This window comes from Stenotrophomonas sp. SMYL89 (assembly GCF_036319985.1).
In the GTDB taxonomy this organism is placed as follows: Bacteria; Pseudomonadota; Gammaproteobacteria; order Xanthomonadales; family Xanthomonadaceae; genus Stenotrophomonas; species Stenotrophomonas maltophilia_Q.
Map to the genome: position 1 here is coordinate 288,450 of NZ_JAWIRW010000001.1, position 21,832 is coordinate 310,281.

Genomic DNA, 21,832 nt, shown 5'->3' on the forward strand with positions numbered 1-21,832 from the left:
AGGCCGATGTCAGCCCGGATGCGTTCTGTTTCAAGTGTCCGTCAACGTGGCATGGCGGTGATCGTCGCCCTGCTGGTGGTGGCGCTGGTGGCGGTAATTGCCACGGCACTGCTGACCCGGCAGTCGGCCCAACTGCGCGCGCTGCGGGGCGACCAGCTGCGCGCGCAGGTGCGCATGGCGGTGGACGCAACGCTGGAGCGTGCGGCGCAGCAGCTGCGTGAGGATGTAAAGGAACAGCTGACCACGGTGCGCAGCGGGCGCTGGGCGCGTCCCTTGCAGCTTCAGGCACCGCTGCCGGTGCAGCTGCAACTGGTCGATGCCCAGTCGATGTTCAACCTGCGCAATCTGCTGGCCCATGGCCAGCCGGATCCCGAGGCGCGGCGCGCGTTCATCGCGTTGTGCGTCGGGCAGGGGTTGGGACAGGGTGCCTGTGCCTCGGCGGCGGACCATATCCAGGCACGCCTGCGCGATGGCGACATCCAGGCGCAGGCGCCGCTGCCGCGTGAATCACTGATCGAACAGGCGCTGCCGGGTGCCGATCCGGTGGCGTTGCAGGCGCTGGCGCTTCGCACCGTGGTGTTGCCGGCGCAGACCCTGGTCAACGCCAACACCAGCGACCTGCGCGTTCTGCAGGCGGTGACGCCTGCGGTCGATCCGGCGCGGCTGCAGGCGCTGCTCGGTGAGCGCGACGCTGGCCATTGGCTGCTCAATCGCGGCGACATCGCCAACCGACTTCAACTGAGCAACGAACAGATGGTCGTGCTTCCCCTGGGTATCCATAGCGAGTGGTTCCTGGCCATCGGTCAGGTGCAGGCTGACGGCAGCGCGGTTGATTTTCGCGCGCTGCTCTGGCGCGAGTACCGCGACGATGGCGTGCGTGTGCAACGCGTGTGGACGAGGATCGGCGCATGACCGTGCAGATTCGGGTGCGCCTGCCGGCGCTTGAGCGTCTGCGCGCCGACAGCGCGGTGGACTGGGCGCAGCTGCACAAGGGCGAGGTGCTGGCGCACGGGCGCGACACGCTGGCGGCGCTGGGCCTGCGGCATCCGCAGGCCGCGGTGCATGCCTGCCTCGATCCGAATGACCTGATCCTGCTGGAACTGCAGCTGCCACCGTTGTCCGGGCGCCGCCTGCAGTCGGCGCTGCAGGGTGAGGTGGAGGCGATGCTGCTGGATGACCTGCAGGAGGTGGCGCTGGCCCACGGTGCGCAGGCGGCGGACGGCACGGTTCCTGTGGCCTGGCTGGGCCAGCAGGCGGTCCTGCAGGCCCAGCAGCTGCTGGCTTCGTGTGCACTGCGGTTGCAGGCGCTGTATCCGACGCCGCTGCTGCTGCCCTGGCAGGACGGCCATGCCACGCTGCAGGTCAGCGGCGAGCACCTGCTGGTACGCAGCGGGCGCGATCGGGGTTTCGTTCAATGGTATGGCGGACGGGATGCCTGTGCGGTGATGCAGGCGCTGGCCGTGCGCCTGCAACAGGCCGGCATGCAGGCCGTGCAGTGGATTGATGGTGTGCCGCCGACGTGGCCGGAACGTCTGCCCGCCACTGCCATCCCCCATGAACGGCAGGCCTCTGGCCCCTTGCCAGGCTGGTCATTGCCTCTGCCCGGGGCGGGCCAGAAAGCGCCGCGGCTTGCGATCGGGCTGGCATTGGCGGCGATGTTGCTGGCCGCGCTCGGTCTGCAACTGCAGGTCTCGCGGTGGCGAAGTGAGGGCGAGGCCCTGCAACAGGACATGGCACGCCAGTTCAGCGCACGCTTCCCGGAGATCACCGACGTGGTGGACCCGGTGCTGCAGGCAAGGCGAGCACTGGCCGTGCCACTGCCGGCGCCGCCGTTGCCGCCGCTGCAGCGTCAGGTAGCCGGCATGCTGCAGGTGGTTCCCGAGCTGGCCGGGCAGGTGCGGAGCCTGCATTACCAGCCCGGGCAGCTGGACATGGAGCTGGATGCCGACGCCCAGGCATTGGCCGACGATCCGCAGCGGCTTGAGCATTGGCAGCAAGCGGTCCAGGCGCAGGGCCTGCAGTTGGCGCGCGAAGCCGGTGGACGCCTGCGGGTGAGCGGAGCTGGACAGTGACGACCCGGACCCTGCGGCTGGTCGCGGGAATGACGGGCCTGCAGCAGCGCTGGCAACGCCTGCCACCGCGCGACCGGCTGATGCTGTGGGTGATGGTGGTGGCGCTGCTGGCGGCGGGTCTGTGGATGTTGTGGCTGGAGCCGCTGCTGAAGCAGCGCACGCACTGGCAGGCCGAGCTGCCGCGGCTGCAGGCGCAGGCGCGTGTCCTGGCGCCACTGCTGCAGGCACGCGAGCGCCAGCAGCAGATGCAGGGGCAGCGCCCGACGATGGCCAGGTTGCGTGACGAAATCAAGTCGGCCGGACTCGCCGACGGACTGCATATCGAAGCGCGCGACGGGCATTGGCACCTGCAGGTTCAGGCGGTGCCCGCTGACGCGCTGTGGAACTGGCTGCTGCCCGTGCTGGCCGATCCGGCCATCGAACTGCAGCAGCTGCAACTGACACGCACAGGGGATGCGAACATGCCGGCGGCACGGATTTCCGGAAACATCGTGATGGCGCTCAACGTGGGTGCCCATCCATGAGGGTGATGCCCAGCCTTGCCTGCAGTACCGCACTGGCCCTGATCGTGTGCATGGCCCACGCACCGGCGCCGGTGCTGGCGCAGGACGCCCGCGATGAGCCGGTGCAGTTGAACCTGGTGGATACCGATATCGGTGGCGTGTTGCGCATGGCGGCACGCTTCACCGGACGCCAGTTCCTGGTCGACCCACGGGTGACCGGCAAGATGACAGTGGTTTCCGACGGCCCGGTCAGCCGTACCCAGGCCTACCAGTTGCTGCTGGGCGCACTGCGCATGCGTGGCTTTGCGGTGGTCGAGAACAGCGGGGTCAGCCGGGTGGTGCCGCAGGCCGACGCCAAGCTGCTCGGTGGCCGCGTGGGCAGCGGCGGTGCAGGGGGCGAGATCGCCACGCGCACCTTTGCGCTGCGCTACGAGAACGCGGCTGCGCTGGTGGCAGTGCTGCGGCCGATGATCAGCCCGGACAATCCGATCACTGCCAACCCGGGCAACAACACCCTGGTGATCACCGACTATGCCGACAACCTGGAGCGCATCGCACGGGTGATCGCCAGCGTCGACACGCCGACCGGCATGGACACCGATGTGGTGAAGCTGCAGCAGGGCATTGCCGTTGACGTGGCGGCGATGGTCGCGCCGCTGCTGGATGCGCAGGGCGCCGAGCCTACCCAGAAGGTGGTGGTGATGGCTGACCCGCGCAGCAACAGCGTGCTGCTGCGTTCCAGCAGTCCCGGTCGCACCCGCCTGGCGCGGCAGCTGGTGGAGAAGCTGGACCGCGCGCAGGACGAGTCCGGCAACCTGCATGTGGTCTACCTGCGCAATGCCCAGGCCAACCAGCTGGCCGGTGTGCTGCGGGGCGTGGTGGCCGGGCAGAGCGATGCACCGGCAATGGGGAGCAATGAAGGCATCACACCACTGCCGGGTGACGCCAACCGTTCCACGCCTGCGCAGCCGTCGCAGCCGCAGCAGGCCAAGACTGGAGGCAATGCGCTGGAATCGCAGCGGCTGGACCCTAGCCGGCGCGATCCGATAGATGCGGGGAGCACCGGCTTCAGCCAGAACGGGGTCTCGGTGCAGGCGGACGTGGCCACCAATACGCTACTGATTTCGGCGCCGGAGCCGGTGTACCGCAACCTGCGCCGGGTGATCGACCAGCTCGACCAGCGCCGGGCACAGGTGCTGGTCGAGAGCCTGATCGTGGAGGTCAACCAGACCGATGCGGCCGAGCTGGGCGTGCAGTGGATGCTGGGCAATGGCCGCACCTTTGGCGGCACCCACTTCGGTGGTGCCACCGGCGGCAGCGGGCTGAGCACCACCGCGCGCACCACGCTGGACGTGCTGCCCAAGGATGGCCTGAAGATCGGCGTGATCGACGGCACCATCAACCTTCCTGGTGTCGGCCAGATCCTCAACATGAAAGCGCTGGCCAACGCGCTGCAGAGCAAGGGCGGCGCCAACATCCTGTCCACGCCGAACCTGATGACGCTGGACAACGAGGCGGCCAGCATCATGGTCGGTCAGACCGTGCCGTTCGTCAGCGGCCGCTACGTGACCGACGGCGGTGGCGGCAGCAACAACCCGTTCCAGACCATCGTGCGCGAGGACATCGGCCTGAAGCTGCGGGTGCGCCCGCAGATTTCCGAGGGCGGCACGGTGAAGCTGGACATCTACCAGGAAGTCAGCAGCATCGACGCGCAGAGCGCGAACAGCACGGCCGGTATCATCACCAACAAGCGCGCCCTGGATACCAGCGTGTTGCTGGACGATGGCCAGATCATGGTGCTGGGTGGCCTGCTGGAAGACAGCGTCAGCCATGGCCGTGATGCGGTGCCGGGGCTGGGCAAGCTCCCGGTGCTGGGCGCCTTGTTCCGCAGCGACACGCGCAAGCGCGCCAAGACCAACCTGATGGTGTTCCTGCGCCCGCACGTGGTGCGCGACCCCGCCGCCGGCCAGCGCCTGACCCGCGACCGCTACGACTACATGCGCAACGCGCAGGCCGGCGCGCAGCCGGTTCAGAGTTGGGCGTTGCCAGCGCTGTCCGCACCACAGCTGCCGCCGCAGGACCTGTCTGTCCTCGGCCAGGGCAATGCGCGCGATGGGCAGGGTCAGCCGCTGCAGAACACCAGCCTGGCGGCGTTGTATCCGGCCGGTAACGGCGATGCCCAGCTGGTGCAGTTCGCGCAGGGGCTGGACCCGGCGCGTGCCAGCCAGGTCGTGGCACAGGTGCGGGCACTGGGCCTGCAGGCCTATGCCGAAGCGACGCCCGGCGAGAGCGGGCAACGCCTGCGCGTGCGATTGCCGCGCGATCCGTCAACGCTGGACCCGGCACTGCAGCAGCTGCGCGGGCTGGGCTACACGCCGGAACTGGTGATCGGGCCGTGAGCGCCACCGCGCCGCTGCCGTACGCCTGGGTGCGCAGCCATGGCGTGATGCTGTCCGAGGCGGGCGGCGAGCCTGTGTTGCTGGGCACCGCCGACACCGCGGCGTGGGCCGTAGCCGAACTGCGCCGCCGGCATGGCCCGCTGCCCTTCCAAGCGCTGGACGCCGCGACCTGGCAGCAGCGGTTGGGTGAGCAATACCGTGACGGCGGCGATGCCGCTGCCGTGGTCGGTGCCGCCGAAAGCGAAGTCGATCTGGACCGGCTGATGCAGGACATGCCGGAGGTCACCGATCTGCTGGATGCGCAGGACGATGCGCCGGTGATCCGCATGATCAACGCATTGTTGGCACAGGCTGCGCGCGATGGCGCCAGCGATCTGCACATCGAGCCGTTCGAGACCCATTCGGTGGTGCGCTACCGCGTGGACGGCACCCTGCGCGACATGGTGCAGCCACGCCGCGCCCTGCACGCAGCGCTGGTGTCGCGTATCAAGATCATGGCCCATCTGGACATTGCCGAGAAGCGCCTCCCGCAGGACGGGCGCATCGCGATCCGCGTAGGTGGGCGTCCGTTGGACATTCGTGTCTCCACGGTGCCGACCGGGCATGGCGAGCGCGCCGTGCTGCGACTGCTGGAGAAGGATGCCGGCCGTCTGCAGCTGCAGCGCCTGGGCATGGCTGATGACACCCTGGCCACGTTCACCGGATTGATCCGGCAGCCGCACGGCATCGTGCTGGTGACCGGCCCGACCGGCAGCGGCAAGACCACCTCGCTCTACGCCGCGTTGGGCCAGCTCGACAGCAGCACCAGCAACATCCTCACCGTGGAGGACCCGGTGGAGTACGACTTCGCTGGCATCGGCCAGATCCAGGTCAATGCGCGCATCGGCATGAGCTTCGGCACCGCGCTGCGCGCGATCCTGCGCCAGGATCCGGACACCATCATGATCGGCGAGATCCGCGACCTGGAAACTGCGCAGATTGCCGTGCAGTCGTCGCTGACCGGCCACGGCGTGCTGGCCTCGCTGCATACCAACGATGCGATCTCGGCGGTGACCCGCCTGGCCGACATGGGCGTGGAGCCGTTCCTGCTGGCCTCGTCGTTGCGCGGCGTACTGGCGCAGCGGCTGGTGCGGCGGCTGTGCATGCAGTGCCGGCGTGCCGAGGTGGACGGCGATGGCAGAACCGTGTGGCGCGCGGTGGGCTGCGCGGCCTGCGCCAACAGCGGCTATCGGGGGCGAACCGGCATCCACGAGCTGTTCGTGGTGGACGATCGCGTGCGTGCGCTGATCCATGAAGGGCAGGGTGAGCCCGCGCTTCGCGAGGCGGCGCGGCGTGCCGGCATGCGTACCCTGCGGCAGGACGGCCAGCGCTGGGTCGACTGCGGGGTAACCACGCTGGAAGAGATCCTGCGCGTCACCGGCGACGATTGAGGCCTGCATGGCACTGTTCGACTACCAGGCTGCCAACGCGCAGGGCCGCATCGAGAAAGGGCAGCTGGATGCCGACAGCCCACGCGGTGCTCGGCAGGTGCTGCGTGGGCGCGGGCTGACTCCTGTTCAGGTGAGTGCGGCGCGCAGTGCCGGCAGTGGCTGGGGCGCTCGCAGGCTGTCCGCGAGCGAGCTGGCCTGGGCCACGCGCCAGTTGGCCAGCCTGCTGGCCGCCAGCCTGCCGTTGGAAGGTGCATTGAGTGCGGTGATCGAGCAGGCCGAGCGCCCGCATGTTGCGCAGTCGCTTACCGCAGTGCGCGCCGATGTGCGCGGCGGCCAGCGCCTGACCGTGGCGCTGGCCGCGCGACCACGTGATTTCCCGCCGATCTATCGGGCATTGGTGGGTGCAGGTGAAGACTCCGGCGACCTGGCGCGGGTGATGGAGCGCCTGGCCGACTACATCGAAGAACGCAACGCGCTGCAGGCCAAGGTGCTGACCGCCTTCATCTACCCGGCTGCGATCAGCCTGGTATCGGTGGCGATCGTGATCTTCCTGCTCAGCTACGTGGTGCCACAGGTGGTGACGGCGTTCGTGCAGGCGCGGCAGACGCTGCCGATGCTGACCCAGGTGATGCTGGCGGCCAGCGCATTCGTGCGCAGCTGGGGCGTGTGGGTGGGGCTGGGCGTCGCTGCGCTGGTGGTGGCCTGGCGCTTGGCTCTGCGCAGGCCCGAGTTGCGCCTGCGCTGGGACGCGGTGCTGCTGCGGGTGCCGATGGTCGGGCGTTTCGTGCTGGGCGTGAACAGTGCGCGCTTCGCCTCGACACTGGCGATCCTGCTGGATGCCGGCGTGCCACTGCTGCGTGCACTGGAGGCGGCGCGACAGACCCTCGGCAACGCGCTGCTGGCGCGCTGCGCCGATGACGTGTCCGCACGCGTGCGCGAAGGGGCTGCGTTGGGTGCGGCATTGAAGGTACAGAAGGTGTATCCGCCGATCCTGGTGCACCTGGTGGCCAGTGGCGAGAAAACCGGTTCGCTGGCACCGCTGCTGGATCGCGCCGCGCAGACGATCTCGCGTGAGATCGAACGTCGTGCGATGGCGCTGACCGCACTGCTGGAGCCGACCATGATCCTGGTGATGGGCGGCGTTGTGCTGACCATCGTGCTGGCCGTGCTGATGCCGATCATGGAAATGAATCAGTTGGTGCAGTAGATCCACGCCATGCGTGGATACGTCGTACGGCCCGCGTGGTGGGTGATCCATCCACGCATGGCGTGGATCTACTGACATCCTCAACCCCTTGGTGCAATGATGCGCAAAGCGCATCACGGGTAGAGTCGACTGTTAGTCGACTAGCGCGCAGAGCGCGTGCTTCGTACTGCTACTGCGGGTGAAGGGTAGTCGACTAACAGTCGACTCTACCCAGTCGGCTCTAGCCGGCCGATTCCATCAGTCGATTCCATCCAGCCGATTCTCCACACAATCCTCCACACCTTTTTTCGATCTTCCACAGGTTTCTTAAGCGGCCTGTCATCGGCGGCGACCAGCATAGCCACGTCGCCGCAGAGTGGGCTGGGAGGCCCTCGGCGGCAGCAGGCGTGTAGTGACCGTTCCTCCCTCGGTGTTTCCCTTCGCAGTAAACCCTTCAGGAGAAGATCATGAACAAGTACAAGACCCTGGCCGCGCTGGTTGCCACCGCGCTGCTCGCCACCGCCGGTGCCGCTTCGGCCCAGTCGCTCGTGCAGGGCGGCGGCGCTTCGCTGCCGGCCAAGCTGTACAAAGGTTCCTCGGACAGCATCCTGCCGTCGACCTTCAGCTATGAAGTGACCGGTTCGGGCACTGGCAAGCAGGCCTTCCTGGAAAACAAGGCTCAGCTGTTCAATACCACCGGCACCGTGCATTTCGCCGGTAGCGACTCGGTCCTGACCGACGCTGAGATCACCGCCTACACCGCCAACTTCGCCCCGACCTACGGTCCGCTGATCCAGATTCCTTCGGTCGGCACCTCGGTGACCATCCCGTTCAACAGTGCCGGTGGCAACCTTGATCTGAGCGTCAGCCAGCTGTGCGGCGTGTTCTCGGGCAAGATCACCAACTGGAGCGACGTCGACAGCAGCCGTTCGGGCCCGATCACCGTCGTCTACCGCAACGAGAAGAGCGGCACCACCGAACTGCTGACCCGCTTCCTCGCCAGCGCCTGCTCGGCCGCTGACACTGCCGGAACCAACCTGATCGGCGGCAAGTTCAGCACCACCCAGGAGTTCTGGAAGCAGTTCTCGGCCCTGCCGGTCAACTTCGTGACCGCGTCGGCGCTGGGCAGCCAGCCGCTGTACGACAAGGTCTATGCCACCACCGGCGGCATCGGCTACATCGGCCCGGACGTGGTTCCGAACCTGGATGACGCGACCAAGATCGCCAAGGTCCGCGGCTACTCGCCGAACGATCCGAGCGTTCAGGCGACGCTGAACACCGTCGCCCCGCCGACCGGTGCCGCTGCCAACGATCCGCGCAACTGGGTGCCGGTCTTCACCAACCCGCCGGCCGTCGGCTACCCGATCGTGGGCTACACCAACTTCGATCTGGGCCAGTGCTACAAGACCACCGCTGTGGCCACCGCGCTGCGCAGCTTCCTGCTGGGTCACTACAACGGCAACAACGATGCCGCTTCGCGTGCCCACGGCTTCGTTCCGCTGACCGCCACCTGGCGCGATGCGATCCGTACCCGCTTCGTGGTTGCTGGCAGCACCGCTGGTCTGAACAACCCGAGCACCTGCGCCGGCCTCGGCCGTCCGTAATCGCTCGCAGGGCTTACTTCCAGGCCTGAACAGGCGCCGGCAGCAATGCCGGCGCCTTCTGCGTTCCGGCTCCCGCGCGTTGCCTTCTTGATGTCGGCTTCACGCTTTCGATCCCGTCTAACAAGGGCAGGGCGAGTGATGCCCATCTTCCAGACAGCGCCGCGACGGCGGCCACCCAACCAGGTTGAAGAGGTTCCGATGTCGCACCCACTCACGACCGCATTCCGCCCGTCCTCACCGCGCCGCAACCACCCCATGGCGTGGGCTGTCGCTGTTGCGCTGGGTACGGCAGTGGCGCCGGCCAGCCAAGCCCAGCAGGCGTTCAGCCCGGGCTGGTTTGCCGACCGTGGCGCGGCGCAGGGTGCGGCTGCACAGAGTGGACGGATGCCCAATGGCGTACCCATCCAGTTCCAGTTGCCCGCGCAGCAGCAGGACGCCGCGCGGCAGAAACTTCAGCAGTCGATCGACAACCTGGGCACCGCAGCGCAGGCCATCGCGCTGCAGCAACGGCTGCAGGAGCAGGCCCGTCAGGCACGGCGCGACGCTGGTTTCGTGGTTGCCGACGGCCTTGGCAAGGACGGCCTGAACGTTGATGAGAATCCGTTGACCCGCGGCTGGATCAACGCGCGACAGGCCAGCCAGTCACAGGGCAGTGACGGACGCGTACTCGTCAGTATCGAACAGACCGCCGACAAGGCCATCCTCAACTGGGAAACCTTCAACGTGGGTGGCAATACCACCCTGAACTTCGTGCAGAACCCGGATTGGGCGGTGCTCAACCGCGTCAATGATCCCAATGCGCGCCCCAGCCAGATCCTGGGTCAACTCAAGGCGGATGGCACCGTCTTCGTGGCCAACCGCAATGGTGTTGTCTTTGGCAACAATAGCCAGGTGAACGTCCGTAATCTGTTGGCTGCCGCCGCGCGCATCAGTGATACGCAGTTCAACGAGCAGGGTCTGTACAGCGTCAATGCGAGTTCGGATGCACTTATCGATGCCTTCGGCAAGGTAATGGTCGAGCGCGGTGCCCGCATCGCCACGCACGAGCCCAACACGGCCACCCGTGGCGGCGGCTATGTACTTCTGGCAGGCCGCAGCGTGGAAAATGCGGGACAGATCGAAACGCGCAAGGGCCAGGCGCAGCTCGCCGCCGGCGACAGTTTCGTGATCCGCCGCGGCGTCGGCACGGCACAGAACACGTCCTCCACCACGGCGGGCAATGAGATTGCACCCCGCTTCGTGGCGGGTAGTACGGCTGGCGATGTCCGCAACAGTGGCTTGATCCAGGCGCGCGAAGGTGACGTCACCCTCGCCGGGCGCACGGTGCAGCAGGCAGGCGTGGTGGTGGCGACCAGCACGCTGAACCATCGCGGCACGGTGCACCTGTTGACGTCCGCTGCTGACAAGAAGGGCAGCGTTACCCTCGCCGAGGGCTCGACCACGGCGATCCTGCTGGAGGATGACGGCAAGACGACGGCGTTGGACAGTCAGCGCCAGGCATTGCTGGAGCAGTCGGCGCTGCAGGACGGGGTGCGCAGCACCGTAGCGCAGGGCGCGTTCGACAACCTGTCCCGCCTGCAGGACCGCCGTGACCAGTCGCGCGTGGAGATCGTGTCGGGTGGAACCGTGGAAGCCCAGCGTGGATCGCTGACGCTGGCGACCGGCGGGCAGGTGGTGGTGGATGCGCAGCAGCGTGCGCTGCTGGCCGACGGAGCACGGTTGGACGTGTCCGGCGCCACTGGCGTGAATGTTGCGATGGAAAGCAACCAGCTGGAAATCAACGTGCAGGGCAATGAACTGCGCGATTCGCCGGACAACCGCGATAGCGGCAAGCTGGCAAGCACCAAGGTGTGGGTCGATCGCCGCGGGCTTGTCCAGCTCCCCGCCGGAACCGGCGGCAGTGAAGGTGAGCGCTGGTATGCCGCCGGTGGCTTGCTGGAGGTGGGTGGCTATCTGGGCAACCAGGGGCATTCGATCGGCGAATGGGCGGCGCAGGGTGGTACCGTGCAGCTGGCCGCCAGCGAAGTGGTCAGCAGCAGCGGCTCCCGCATCAACCTCTCCGGGGGAAGCCTGGACGTAGCCAGTGGCACGATCAGGCAAAGCTGGTTGCGTGGCAACGATGGCCAGCTGTACCTGCTCGATGATGCACCGGCCGATCGTGGATTTGCCGGCCTGTATCGAGGCTACGAGCTGGAGCAGGCGCGATGGGGCGTCACCGAGGCATGGCGCAACCCCCTGATTGGTGCGGAATCGCGCTACGAGAACGGATATACCGTGGGGCGTGACGCTGGCCGGTTGCTGGTCTCGGCGCCCACGGCGGTCCTGGAAGGCAAGGTTGATACTGCGGTATTCAATGGTTCGCGGCAGGTCCGTGCGCCCGGCAGCAACAGTGATGGCTATACGCAGTCGCAGACAGCGGTGGGGCGGGGGGCCCAGCTCTGGCTTGGACGTTTCGATGGCAGCGGCCGCAACGCCGCGTTCGACTCGCAGGTGCGCATCGGCAAACCCGCCGCGGCTGCGGGCAGCTGGAGCCTGCAGGGCGCATTGGATGAAAGCCGGCGCAACACCGTATGGCTGGATGCCGACCAGCTGAGCGCGCAGCAATGGGGCCGGCTGGATCTGGCCAGCTCGCGCAGCATCACGCTGGAAAGCGCCCTGTCGTTGGCCGAAGGTGGGCAGCTGAACCTGGTGGCAGGGCGCGTGGACATCAATGGCTCGCTGCGCATCGCCAGCGGAACCCTGACTGCCAGCAACCTCCTCGCCGATGCCACCGGCAGGATGCAGGTGGTGCAGGCCAACGGACGTGGCGTGATCACGCTGGGTGCGGAGGCGGTCGTCGACCTCGATGGTCGCTGGACCAACCAGCGCCTTGACGAGGCTGCCGGAGGTGTGCGTCCGTGGATCAATGGAGGCCGTGTCAAGATCGAGAGCAGTCACGACGTGATCGTCGCGGCGGGCAGCCGCATCCGTGTCGATGGCGGCGGCAGCGTTGATCTGAACGGCAAGGTGAGCGGTGGCAAGGGCGGCGACATCGCATTGCTGGCGGACAGCAGCCAGGTAAGCACCGATGGCAGTGGACGCCTGGAGCTGGCAGGACAACTGAGCGGATTGGGCAGCAGTGGGGCCGGTACGCTTCAGCTGGCGACCGGCGGCCATGTCGTACTGGCAGACAGCGAACCTGGCGAGGGCAGCTTGTGGCTGTCTCCAGCGCTGCTGCACAGTGGCTTCAGCCGCTACGACATCAATGGTCATGCCGGGTTGGACGTCGCCGCGGGAACGCGGCTGAACGTGCTGGCCCCGAGCCTGCGGGTGCGCGAGGGTGCGGCCAGCGCAACGTCCGCGGACGAAGGGCTGCAGGCGTGGACGGCTCCGCTGTATGAGGCCCAGCCCGCCACGGGTGGGGTGACGCAGCGCCGTGGTGCCAGCGTGCTGCTGCGGTCCCAGCGCAACACCACCGGTGGCGATGTCCGCATTGGTGAGGGCGCCGTGGTCCAGGTGGATTCCGGGCAGTCGATCGAGCTGCGCGGTGCCGGCAACCTGGACGTGGCCGGGGCGTTGATTGCCCGTGGCGGCAGCATCCTGCTGGATGACGTGCGGGACCGCCTGCAGCGCTACCAGATTGGCGGCGTGCCACTGACCTACCGCATCGGCAGTGGTGCGGTGCTTGATGTGTCAGGGGACGGTCATGCCGAGCGGGACGCCAGCGGTCGCTATCAGGGCCTCGTGCACGCAGGCGGCAGCATCGGCATCGGCGGCACTCTCGATTGGGAGTCGCGGGACGGACTGGAGAACCGTCCACCCGATGCCTTCGTGGTAATCGAGCGAGGCGCCGTGCTGGACGCATCGGGCGCCCGCGAGACGCTGACCGTGCAAGGCAAGGGTGACCAGACCGTTGCCAGCAATGGCGGCACGATCACCCTGCGCTCGGCCAATGGCCTTTACCTGGATGGCACACTGAAGGCTGCCGCCGGTGGCGCGGGTGCCCAGGGTGGCACGCTGGGTATCGCGTTCGGTGGCGGTCTGTACGAACCTGGCGCCAACGCGGGTGCCGCAGAAACCGGGCCGCGCGCGATCACGCTTGTGCAGCAGGATGGCGCCGCCAACCCTGGCGGCCCGGAAGCCCTGCAGTTCGGGCGCGCCCAGCTCTCGGCGGCACAGGTCCAGTCTGGCGGTTTCGATCACCTTTCACTGTTTGCCGACCTCCGCGCGCAAGGCGATGTGGATCTGCGCCTCGGCCAGAGCGTACGCCTGTATGGCCTGAGTGACGCAGCGATGGGCATGGCCGAAGGCAGCGCGGCGGGCGCCGGCCTGCATTTCCAGGCCCCCTACCTTCGTCTGGCGCAGGCGCGCTGGTTCCGTGAGACCTCCAACAATCCCTTCGTTGCGCCGCGCGCGCCTCGTGCCAATGGACAGGGCCATGCCTTCACGGCATCGACGCAGCTGCTGGAGGTACGTGACACGGTCGATCTGTCTGCATTCGGCAATGTGAATCTTGCCAGCGCGGGTGACCTGCGCCTGCTTGCCAAGGTCAGTGGCAACAGCAACTTCTTCGACACGCAGCTGCTCGGGTCGTCCAGCATGGACATCACCGCTGCGCAGATCTATCCCGTTGCAGGCACCAAGGGGCGCATCGCGGTCTCGATCTACGATGTGCTGGGTGGTCGCAATGACTGGACGGACTCCAACGGCATGCTGCGCATCCGCGCCAGCGGGGCCGTTCCGGCCGTGGTCGATTCGGTGTTCGGCACGCTTGCACTTGTCGCGGCGAAGGTCGAGCAGGGCGGGGTGGTGCGTGCGCCACTGGGCCAGCTCACACTTGGTGGCATGGGCCCGCAGGGAACCGGCTCCCGTATCGACCTGCTGCCCGGCAGTGTGACATCAAGCAGTGCGGCTGGCCTGAGTGTTCCTTTCGGAGGAACGGTTGACGGCCAGCGCTGGCGCGTCGACGGCAACGACTTCACCCCCGGGCTGATCGGCATGATCAACAGTGCGGCGTCGGCGGGCATCAACCTGGTCGGGAACACGATCGACATCGCCGACGGCGCGCTGCTGGATCTGTCCGGTGGCGGCGAGCTGACCGGTGCCGGCTTTGTCAGTGGCCGCGGCGGTTCGGTGGATGTGCGCAGGCACGCGCTGGCGGAGGCGAATCCCGCCTATACCTTCAGTGCCAGCAGCAATGGGGTCTACGCCATCGTTCCCAGCCATGGTGGGCAGGTCGCGCCGCTGGGCCTGTCCGATGGCAGCAGCGATCCTGCCATCGGCCAGCGCATAACGGTTCCTGAAGGCGTACCCGGGCTGGCTGCGGGCACCTATACCCTGCTGCCGGCTTCCTACGCACTGCAGCCTGGCGCGTTCCGGGTGGAGGTGGGCGCGCAGGGCACCCGGCAGGCAGGCGCTACCGCAACCGGCACCGGGTCCTGGCGGGTGAGTGGACAGCAGGCGCAGGGCCTTGGCCCATCGGCATCGCCGCTCTGGACGGATCTGCTGCTGACACCGGCGGAGGTGGTGCGCCGACATTCCGGTTACAACGAAACCAGCTACAACCAGTTTGTACTGGATGATGCGAGCAGGCGCGGCGTGGCGCGGGGCCTGCAGTCGGTGGATGCGGGCACCCTGCAGCTGAACCTGGGAGCAGGCGCGGGACTGGCGGCGGAAAGCGCGCTGCGGATGCAGGGTGCCACCCGGTTTGCCGCAGCCGCTGGAAGCAAGGGTTTCGGCGGTACGGTGTCGGTGGTGACCAGCAGCGGATCGCTGGAGATCCTGGCAGTGGGCCAGCGTGCAGTCTCAACCAGTGGAGCGGCGCTGTTCGCCGACGCGCTGACGGCGCTGCAGCCATCGCGCTTGATGATCGGCGTCACGCTTCGCCCCAACGATAGCCTGTTGGGGACGCTCAACGTCTCGGCACCGGGCAAGGGTGTGCTCGTGCGCTCTGGCGCATCTCTGCTGGCGCCCGAAGTACTGCTGGGCACAGGCACTGGAGGGGCTGGCATCGTCGTCGAACAGGGTGCGACGATCAGCTCGGTGGGTCGTGGCCGCCCGGCATACGATGCAACCGATGGCTACCTGATGAAGCTGGATGCGAACGTCGGCCTGCTTGCGGTCTCCAATGGGCAGACCAATCTGCTGTCGGGCGGAGCCGGAGCACAGGTTGCGATCGACATCGGTGCCTGTCAGAGCGGAAGCTGCAGCGGGCAGACCCGGTTGCTGTCCGAAGGCAGCATCAACGCCAGCACCGAGGGCGGCTTCCAGCTTCGCGACAACGTGAGTTACGGAACGCGCCGGCTGGGGCTTTCGATGACATCCATCAACCTCGGTGATGCCACTGCCCTGCAGGCGGCGGCAATTCAAGGGGCGCTTCCACAGGGGCTGGCACTGAACCAGCAGACGTTGCAGCAGCTGTTGCGCGGCAATACGGCGGCAGGTACGCCAGCGCTGGAAACGCTCAGCCTGACCGCGCGTGATTCGATCAACGTGTTCGGAAACGTCGACCTGGATACGCGTAATCCGGCCACAGGCAACAGCAGCCTGCGCGAGCTGGTGCTGGGTGCGCCGGCCATTCATGGCTATGGCAGCGCCGGCGATCAGGCGCGGATTTTCGCCGACACGCTGGTGTGGGATGGCACCCAGGCACTGACGACGAACTTCACCGACAGTACACCGCAGGCGCCAGGAGCGCCGATGGTTGATCGTCTTGGCCATGGCCTGCTGGAGATCAGTACCCGTTCGTTGATCCTGGGCCGCGCGCCCTACACGCGACCCAGTTCGGAAGTGCCCGCGAACCGCCAGATCCTCGGCTTCGATGGCGTGACTCTGCGCGCTTCCGAGCAGGTGCAGTTTGCCGGCAAGGGCGGGCTGGACGTGTATCAGACCCAGGGGCCATACCAGGCAGGCAGTGGCTGGCAGTACAGCGGGGGTGCACTGGACATACAGGCGCCTCTGCTGACCGGCGCGGCAGGCGGTCGCCTGCAGGTGCGTACCGGCGGCGATCTTCGCATCAGCGGAGCTGGCCATATTGCGAGCAATGATCTGCTCGGTGCCGAACTGGACCTGAAGGCGCGCAACATCCTGATCGACTCCACGCTGGCCCTTGCATCGGGCCGTCTGCAGGCGAGGGCGACCGGCAATCTGACGCTCGGTGGCAACGCCGTTGTCGATGTGGCGGGACGTCGGGTGCGCATGGATGACCTCGACAAGTACAGCTGGGGTGGCGATGTTGAACTCACCGCCGAACAGGGGGATGTGCTGGCTGGAGCCGGGTCGCGCATCGATGTGTCGGCGCTGAACAACCGCGGCGGCCGGATCAGCATCAACGCTCTGGGCGAAGGCTCAGGCCGGGTTGAACTGGTCGGAACGCTGCGCGGCAGCGCGAGTGGGCGGCTGGCAATGGGTGGCAGCACCGTGCCGTATGACAGCGGCGAGCTGATGTTGCGCGCACAGTACTTGGGCGATTTCTCCGCACTCAACCGCCAGCTGGACGAGGGTGGCTTCCATGGCACGCGCAGCTTCCAGCTCAAGCGGGGTGACCTGACCGTGACCGACACGGTGAAGGCCCGCAACGTGGCACTCAGCCTCGATGGCGGCAGCCTGCGGGTGAATGGACGCATCGACGCCAGTGGCGAGCAGGTGGGCAGCATCCGCCTGTCGGCGCGTGACCGCCTGCAGGTGGACGCCGAGCTGGATGCACACGGCAGCGGTCTGCGCGTGGACAGCTACGGCAAGATCATCGACAGCACCAACCGCGCCCTGGTGGAGTTGACCAGTCGCGAAGGCGAGGTGGTGCTGGGTAGCCGTGCACGGGTGGATCTACGTAGTGGTACAGCAGTGCCGGCAGGCGCGGCGCCGGGCCAGAATGACGGTGTGGCACGCGGTACCTTCACTCTCAATGTGCCGCGTCGTGGCGTTGACGACGCAGCCGTGCGCGCCGATGCGGGCGTCGAGGTCATGGGCGCACGCGACGTGCTGGTCAATGCCTTCCGCCGATACACCGACGCGCCCTTGGCGCTGACACCCGATGTCAATGGTCAGCGGCCGCAGCAGATCACCCAGCAGTGGCTGGACACGGTGGTCGACCCGCACAACCAAGCCTGGATGAATGCCGCCCTCGGCAATGCCGACCTTGCCGCGCGCCTGGGCGCGCTGGGCAAGGTTCGGCTACGACCAGGCGTGGAGATCGTTGGCCAGGTGTCCAGCGACAATCCCCGCGGCAGCCTGACCGTTCGCGGCGATCTGGATCTTTCCGGCTACCGGTACGGTCCGCAGGCCAACCGCAGTGATCCCACCCGTCGCGGCTTTGGCGAGTCGGCCGCGATGGTGCTGCGTGCTGCGGGTGACATCAACATCTATGGCAGCATCAACGATGGCTTTGCGCCGCCACCGGCCAGCCCGGATGAGGCAGGTTGGCTGCTGGGTGAAACCGCCGATACCAACACCACGCGCATCACGCCGCTGGGTGGCGACATCGTGGTACCCATCGATGGCGTGACGCTGCAGGCCAGGACGCGCTTCCCGAAGGGAGCTGTCCTGAACTATGCGATTCCTTTCGCACAGACCGATTTGCCTGCCGGCACGGTGCTGCCGGCGGAAATGCGGCTGGGTGGGCGCCTGCTGTTGCCGGCGGGGATGGTGTTGCCGTCCGCGGTAACGACCGCCGATGGCACGGTTCTGGCCGCCGGTACGCTGCTGCAGCAGCCGTTGCAGCTGGTCGCCGGTGACCGCCTCGGCGCGGGCTTCCGCCTCTCCAGCAAGGCAACCCTGGCTGCGCAGCAGTGGCCGGCGGGCGCGGCACTGCCCGAGGCCATGGAATTGTCCGGCGCGATCGCGCTGGCCCCTGGTTCGCTCATTCCTTCCATGACAGCAGTGAAGCTGGCCGATGGAAAGCCGGTGAACCTGCGTCCGGCCGATGCCAGCGGCAGCCAGGGGCGCAACTGGGCGCTGGCCCCGATGCTGCCGGAAGGTACGGCTTCCTGGGACGTGTTGGCCGTGGCCGGTGCCGACACGACCGCGGCCGACCCGCGCCTGCGCCGCCCCGGCGCGGATGGTGACGTGGTGTTGGCCGACAGCCACTACGGCACCATCACGACCGTCCACAAGACCAGCGAGTGGGTGGGTGACAAGGTGTTCAGCGAGCAGGGCTCCATCGACATGTGGGGTGATGCATCGCGTGCGGGCATTCCGATCAAGGATGCGGCCGCCGAACTGGGCATGAGCGAGGAGGATCTGTGCAGCTTCGGCCCCTACTGCGAGCCTGCTCCCCGGCTGGTGGACAAACAGGGCTCGCTGGACTGGCTGGGTGACGAATCCGCGGTGGGCAGGTCCGCCAAGGAGTTCGCGGCGATCTTCGGGATGACCGAGGCGGAATTCTGCGCCAGCGCCGGCTACTGCTACGGTGGCGGCCAGCTGATCGAGAAGACCACCTACGGCGCGAAGACCGCCACGCCGTTGTGGAGCGTACTGCGTACCGGCAAGGGCGATCTGCAGCTTCTGGCGGCCCGTGACGTGCGCATGATGTCGGGCTACGGCGTGTACACCGCTGGTGCCCCGACCTCGCTCGGCAATGGGCGTGAGGCGGCCTTCAACCCACAGCGGGCGGCCGCGCCGGGCCAGGACAATCTGCTGGGGCCGACGCGCTTCGACACGCGTTACGACGCGGCCCTTGGCGCCTGGCAGGCGTGGTATCCGGACCACGGTGGCAATCTGACCATCGCCGCCGGTCGCGACGTCCGTGGGGACCTGTGGGATGCGGAAGGTGAAGTTGGCTTCGAAACGCCGCTCGGCTCGTACGGCGAAGTCGCCGGCTACGCTGCCGGTGCGGTGGGCAACTGGCTGTGGCGGCAGGGCAACGACGCCAGCGCGGCAGCGAAGTCCTCCGCCACAAGCTGGTGGATCAATTTCGGCGCCTATACCTCGCGCCCGTCGCTGACCGGCCCCCGCATGGTCGGTTTCGTGGGGTTCGGCACGCTGGGCGGTGGCAATCTGACGCTGGAAGCGGGAGGCAATGCCGGTGCGACGAAGAACTTCGGCGCCATGAGCAGTCGTGCCCGCCATTCGGATGGCGTGGTAGCGGTTGTTGGTTCGACCGGACGCGTTGATGCGGACGGCACGGTGCACCTGACCGGCGGTGGTGACCTGTCGGTGCGGCTGGGCGGAGCGCTGAACCCGAACCTGGCAGCAACGACAACGTCGCCGGCGGCGAACACCCCGAACCTTCCCCTCGCAGGGACGTTGGTGAATCTGCGTGGGCATATGCAGGTGGAGGCAGCGCGCATTGGTGGCGTCGCCACGAACGAGAGCCACTACGTGGCCCCTTATGCGGGCCTGCGGCAGGAAGATCCGTTCCGCGCCCAGATGGGCGAGGCGATGGGCGGGCCGGTCCTGGTCCTCGGTGACTCGGTGGCGACCCTGCAGGCGCGCGGCGACGTGGTGCTGGCCGGTGTGGCCGATGCCGGCCGGGTGCCGGTTGCCAATTTCAACGCCCTGTCGCTTGGGGACGGACGTACCGCAGCGGCCAGCAGCTGGTTCTCCCTGTGGACGGCCAATACGGCCGTGAACCTGATCGCCGCCGGAGGTGATCTGGCGCCCGGCCAGCAGAGCGGCACCACCGCCCCGGTGCTGGTGAACGGCGAACTGTTTGCCGAGCAGCTCCCGCTGCTGGAAGGCGGCGACGTGCGCTACTGGTTGTATCCGTCGCAGCTGAGGATGCTGGCGGCCAGCGGCAGCATCCGCTTGGGGAAAACCACACAGGTAACCGGGTATGACGTGCTGCTGGCAGCGCCGTCGGCCAATGGGGCGGTGGAGGTGCTGGCCATGGACTCGATTCTGGGCCAGCCGCAGGGCGCCCAGATCAGCAGCTCCGGCGCGGACATACGATTGCCATCGCCGTTCGCACCGGGCTACACCGCAGTGGCGGGCACCACCGTGATCGGGAATGCGTCCGCCGACGGCGTGACGGTGGATCCGCAGGCGCAGTTGCCACTGTTCGCATTTGGGCCCAATGCCCTGCTTGGCAGTGGAATACGCAGCGCCGCCAGCGCGCCAGACCGCTTCTATGCTGTGAGGGGTGACATTGTTGGCCTGCGCACCGGAAGCCAGTGGTCGTTGGCCAACCCTGCCGGTGCGCGGAGCCAGCTGAACTGGATCGATGTGGCATCGCCGGTCAGGGTCAAGGCTGGCGGAGATATCCTGGTATCGAGCATCGGCGCGATAAACAATTCGCCTGCCGATGTTACGGTCGTCCAGGCGGGACGTGACGTTGTACGCAGCACGGTGCGCGTGGCCGGGCCTGGCAACGTGGAGGTGAGTGCGGGCCGGCAGCTGCGTTTCGAGGATGAGGGCAGCGTGACCACCACCGGTGGCCTGATCCAGGGCGATACCCGCCCGGGCGCGAGCGTGTCGCTCACCGCAGGCAATCGGGACATCGATTTCGATGCACTGCGCGCACGCTATCTGCAGTCCGGTAGTCTGGCGGATCCGGCGCAGCCGCTGGCATCGCAGCCCGGAAAAGTCGTGAAGATCTACGACAAGGAGTTGAAGCAGTGGCTGCTGCAGCGGTTCGGCATGAGTGTCGAGGGGGCCGATGCATTGACTGCGTTCGATGCGCTTCCGAGCGAACAGCAGCGCATCTTCCTGCGCCAGGTCTATTACGCGGAACTGCGTGAGGGTGGGCGCGAGTACAACGACGCCGAGAGCCCTCGATTCGGCTCCTACCTGCGGGGACGCGAAGCCATCGCCACGCTGCTGCCCGACAGCAATGCCAATGGGGCGAGCCTTGTGCGCACGGGTGACATCGTGATGTATGGCGGTTCCGGCGTGCGCACGCAGGCTGGCGGCAACATCGAGCTGATGGCGCCCGGCGGGCAGATCGTGGTGGGTGTGCAGGGCGTCGTGCCCCCGTCGACAGCAGGTCTGGTAACCCAGGGGCAAGGCGATATCCGGTTGTTCAGCCAGGACAGCGTGCTGCTGGGCCTTTCGCGCGTGATGACCACCTTTGGCGGCGACATCCTGGCCTGGTCCGAGCAGGGTGACATCAATGCCGGGCGTGGTTCGCGCACCACGCTGGTGTATACCCCGCCGCGTCGTGTCTACGACACCTGGGGCAATGTGGTGCTGTCTCCGCAGGTGCCGGCCAGCGGCGCGGGCATCGCCACCTTGAACCCGATTGCCGAAGTGCCGCCGGGCGACGTCGACCTGATCGCGCCGCTGGGCACCATCGATGCGGGCGAGGCCGGCATCCGTGTCTCGGGCAACATCAATCTGGCCGCGCTACAGGTGCTCAACGCGGCCAACATCCAGGTGCAGGGCGAGAGCAAGGGCCTGCCGGTGCTGGCAACGGTCAACGTCAATGCGCTGGCATCGGCCAGTACGGCAGCGAACAGTGCCAGCCAGGCCGCACAGGACGTGATGCGCAAGAGTCAGGACGACGCACGGCGCAACCAGCCGTCGGTGATCAGCGTGCAGATCCTCGGTTTCGGCAGTGGCACCAGCAGCATCAACCCGCCGGCGCGTGGCAACACGGCCAACAGCGGCTATGACGCCAACAGTGCTTTCCAGTTCCCACAGGCCAGCCGCGACGAGGGCACGCAGCGCCGGTAGCCCTCTTGCAGCCGTGCCGACCAACGGTCGGCACCCACCTTAGATCCACG

General features: G+C 67.4%; 8 protein-coding genes. All 8 read left to right on the forward strand.

What is annotated here, in order from left to right; all coding sequences use genetic code 11:
* Positions 1–6 precede the first annotated feature (6 nt).
* The 8 genes from gspK to V3B41_RS01430 all read left to right on the forward strand — a co-directional run bounded on the left by gspK (position 7) and on the right by V3B41_RS01430 (position 21,782).
* Entirely contained in the window at positions 7–912 is a 906-nt protein-coding gene (gspK, locus tag V3B41_RS01395) for a type II secretion system minor pseudopilin GspK (protein WP_049431544.1), read from the forward strand.
* Positions 909–2,072, forward strand: coding sequence for a type II secretion system protein GspL (gene gspL / locus V3B41_RS01400; protein ID WP_197619311.1), 1,164 nt, complete (start codon positions 909–911; stop codon positions 2,070–2,072). The genes gspK and gspL overlap by 4 nt, the downstream gene beginning before the upstream one ends.
* Positions 2,069–2,596: a type II secretion system protein GspM gene (gspM, locus tag V3B41_RS01405; protein WP_197619309.1), complete on the forward strand. Its 528-nt coding sequence runs from the start codon at positions 2,069–2,071 to the stop codon at positions 2,594–2,596. Before gspL ends, gspM begins: the two co-directional genes overlap by 4 nt.
* Positions 2,593–4,974: a type II secretion system secretin GspD gene (gspD, locus tag V3B41_RS01410; protein ID WP_049431553.1), complete on the forward strand. Its 2,382-nt coding sequence runs from the start codon at positions 2,593–2,595 to the stop codon at positions 4,972–4,974. Before gspM ends, gspD begins: the two co-directional genes overlap by 4 nt.
* The gene (gspE, locus tag V3B41_RS01415) at positions 4,971–6,404 is read left to right on the forward strand and encodes a type II secretion system ATPase GspE (RefSeq protein ID WP_197619305.1); all 1,434 of its coding nucleotides are present in this window, start codon (positions 4,971–4,973) and stop codon (positions 6,402–6,404) included. The genes gspD and gspE overlap by 4 nt, the downstream gene beginning before the upstream one ends.
* Before the next feature lie 7 nt (positions 6,405–6,411).
* Positions 6,412–7,611, forward strand: coding sequence for a type II secretion system inner membrane protein GspF (gene gspF / locus V3B41_RS01420; protein ID WP_295549596.1), 1,200 nt, complete (start codon positions 6,412–6,414; stop codon positions 7,609–7,611).
* A gap of 446 nt (positions 7,612–8,057) precedes the next feature.
* Positions 8,058–9,194, forward strand: a complete 1,137-nt coding sequence (locus V3B41_RS01425) for a substrate-binding domain-containing protein (RefSeq protein ID WP_197650149.1) — start codon at positions 8,058–8,060, stop codon at positions 9,192–9,194.
* A gap of 198 nt (positions 9,195–9,392) precedes the next feature.
* The gene (locus V3B41_RS01430; protein ID WP_329859746.1) at positions 9,393–21,782 is read left to right on the forward strand and encodes a filamentous haemagglutinin family protein; all 12,390 of its coding nucleotides are present in this window, start codon (positions 9,393–9,395) and stop codon (positions 21,780–21,782) included.
* Positions 21,783–21,832: the final 50 nt, after the last annotated feature.

Bases quoted from the DNA above. Each gene is read 5' to 3' on its own strand.
- gspL (WP_197619311.1), top strand. From the start codon at position 909: ATGACCGTGCAGATTCGGGTGCGCCTGCCGGCGCTTGAGCGTCTGCGC.
- gspF (WP_295549596.1), top strand. From the start codon at position 6,412: ATGGCACTGTTCGACTACCAGGCTGCCAACGCGCAGGGCCGCATCGAG.
- V3B41_RS01430 (WP_329859746.1), top strand. From the start codon at position 9,393: ATGTCGCACCCACTCACGACCGCATTCCGCCCGTCCTCACCGCGCCGC.
- V3B41_RS01425 (WP_197650149.1), top strand. From the start codon at position 8,058: ATGAACAAGTACAAGACCCTGGCCGCGCTGGTTGCCACCGCGCTGCTC.
- gspK (WP_049431544.1), top strand. From the start codon at position 7: ATGTCAGCCCGGATGCGTTCTGTTTCAAGTGTCCGTCAACGTGGCATG.
- gspD (WP_049431553.1), top strand. From the start codon at position 2,593: ATGAGGGTGATGCCCAGCCTTGCCTGCAGTACCGCACTGGCCCTGATC.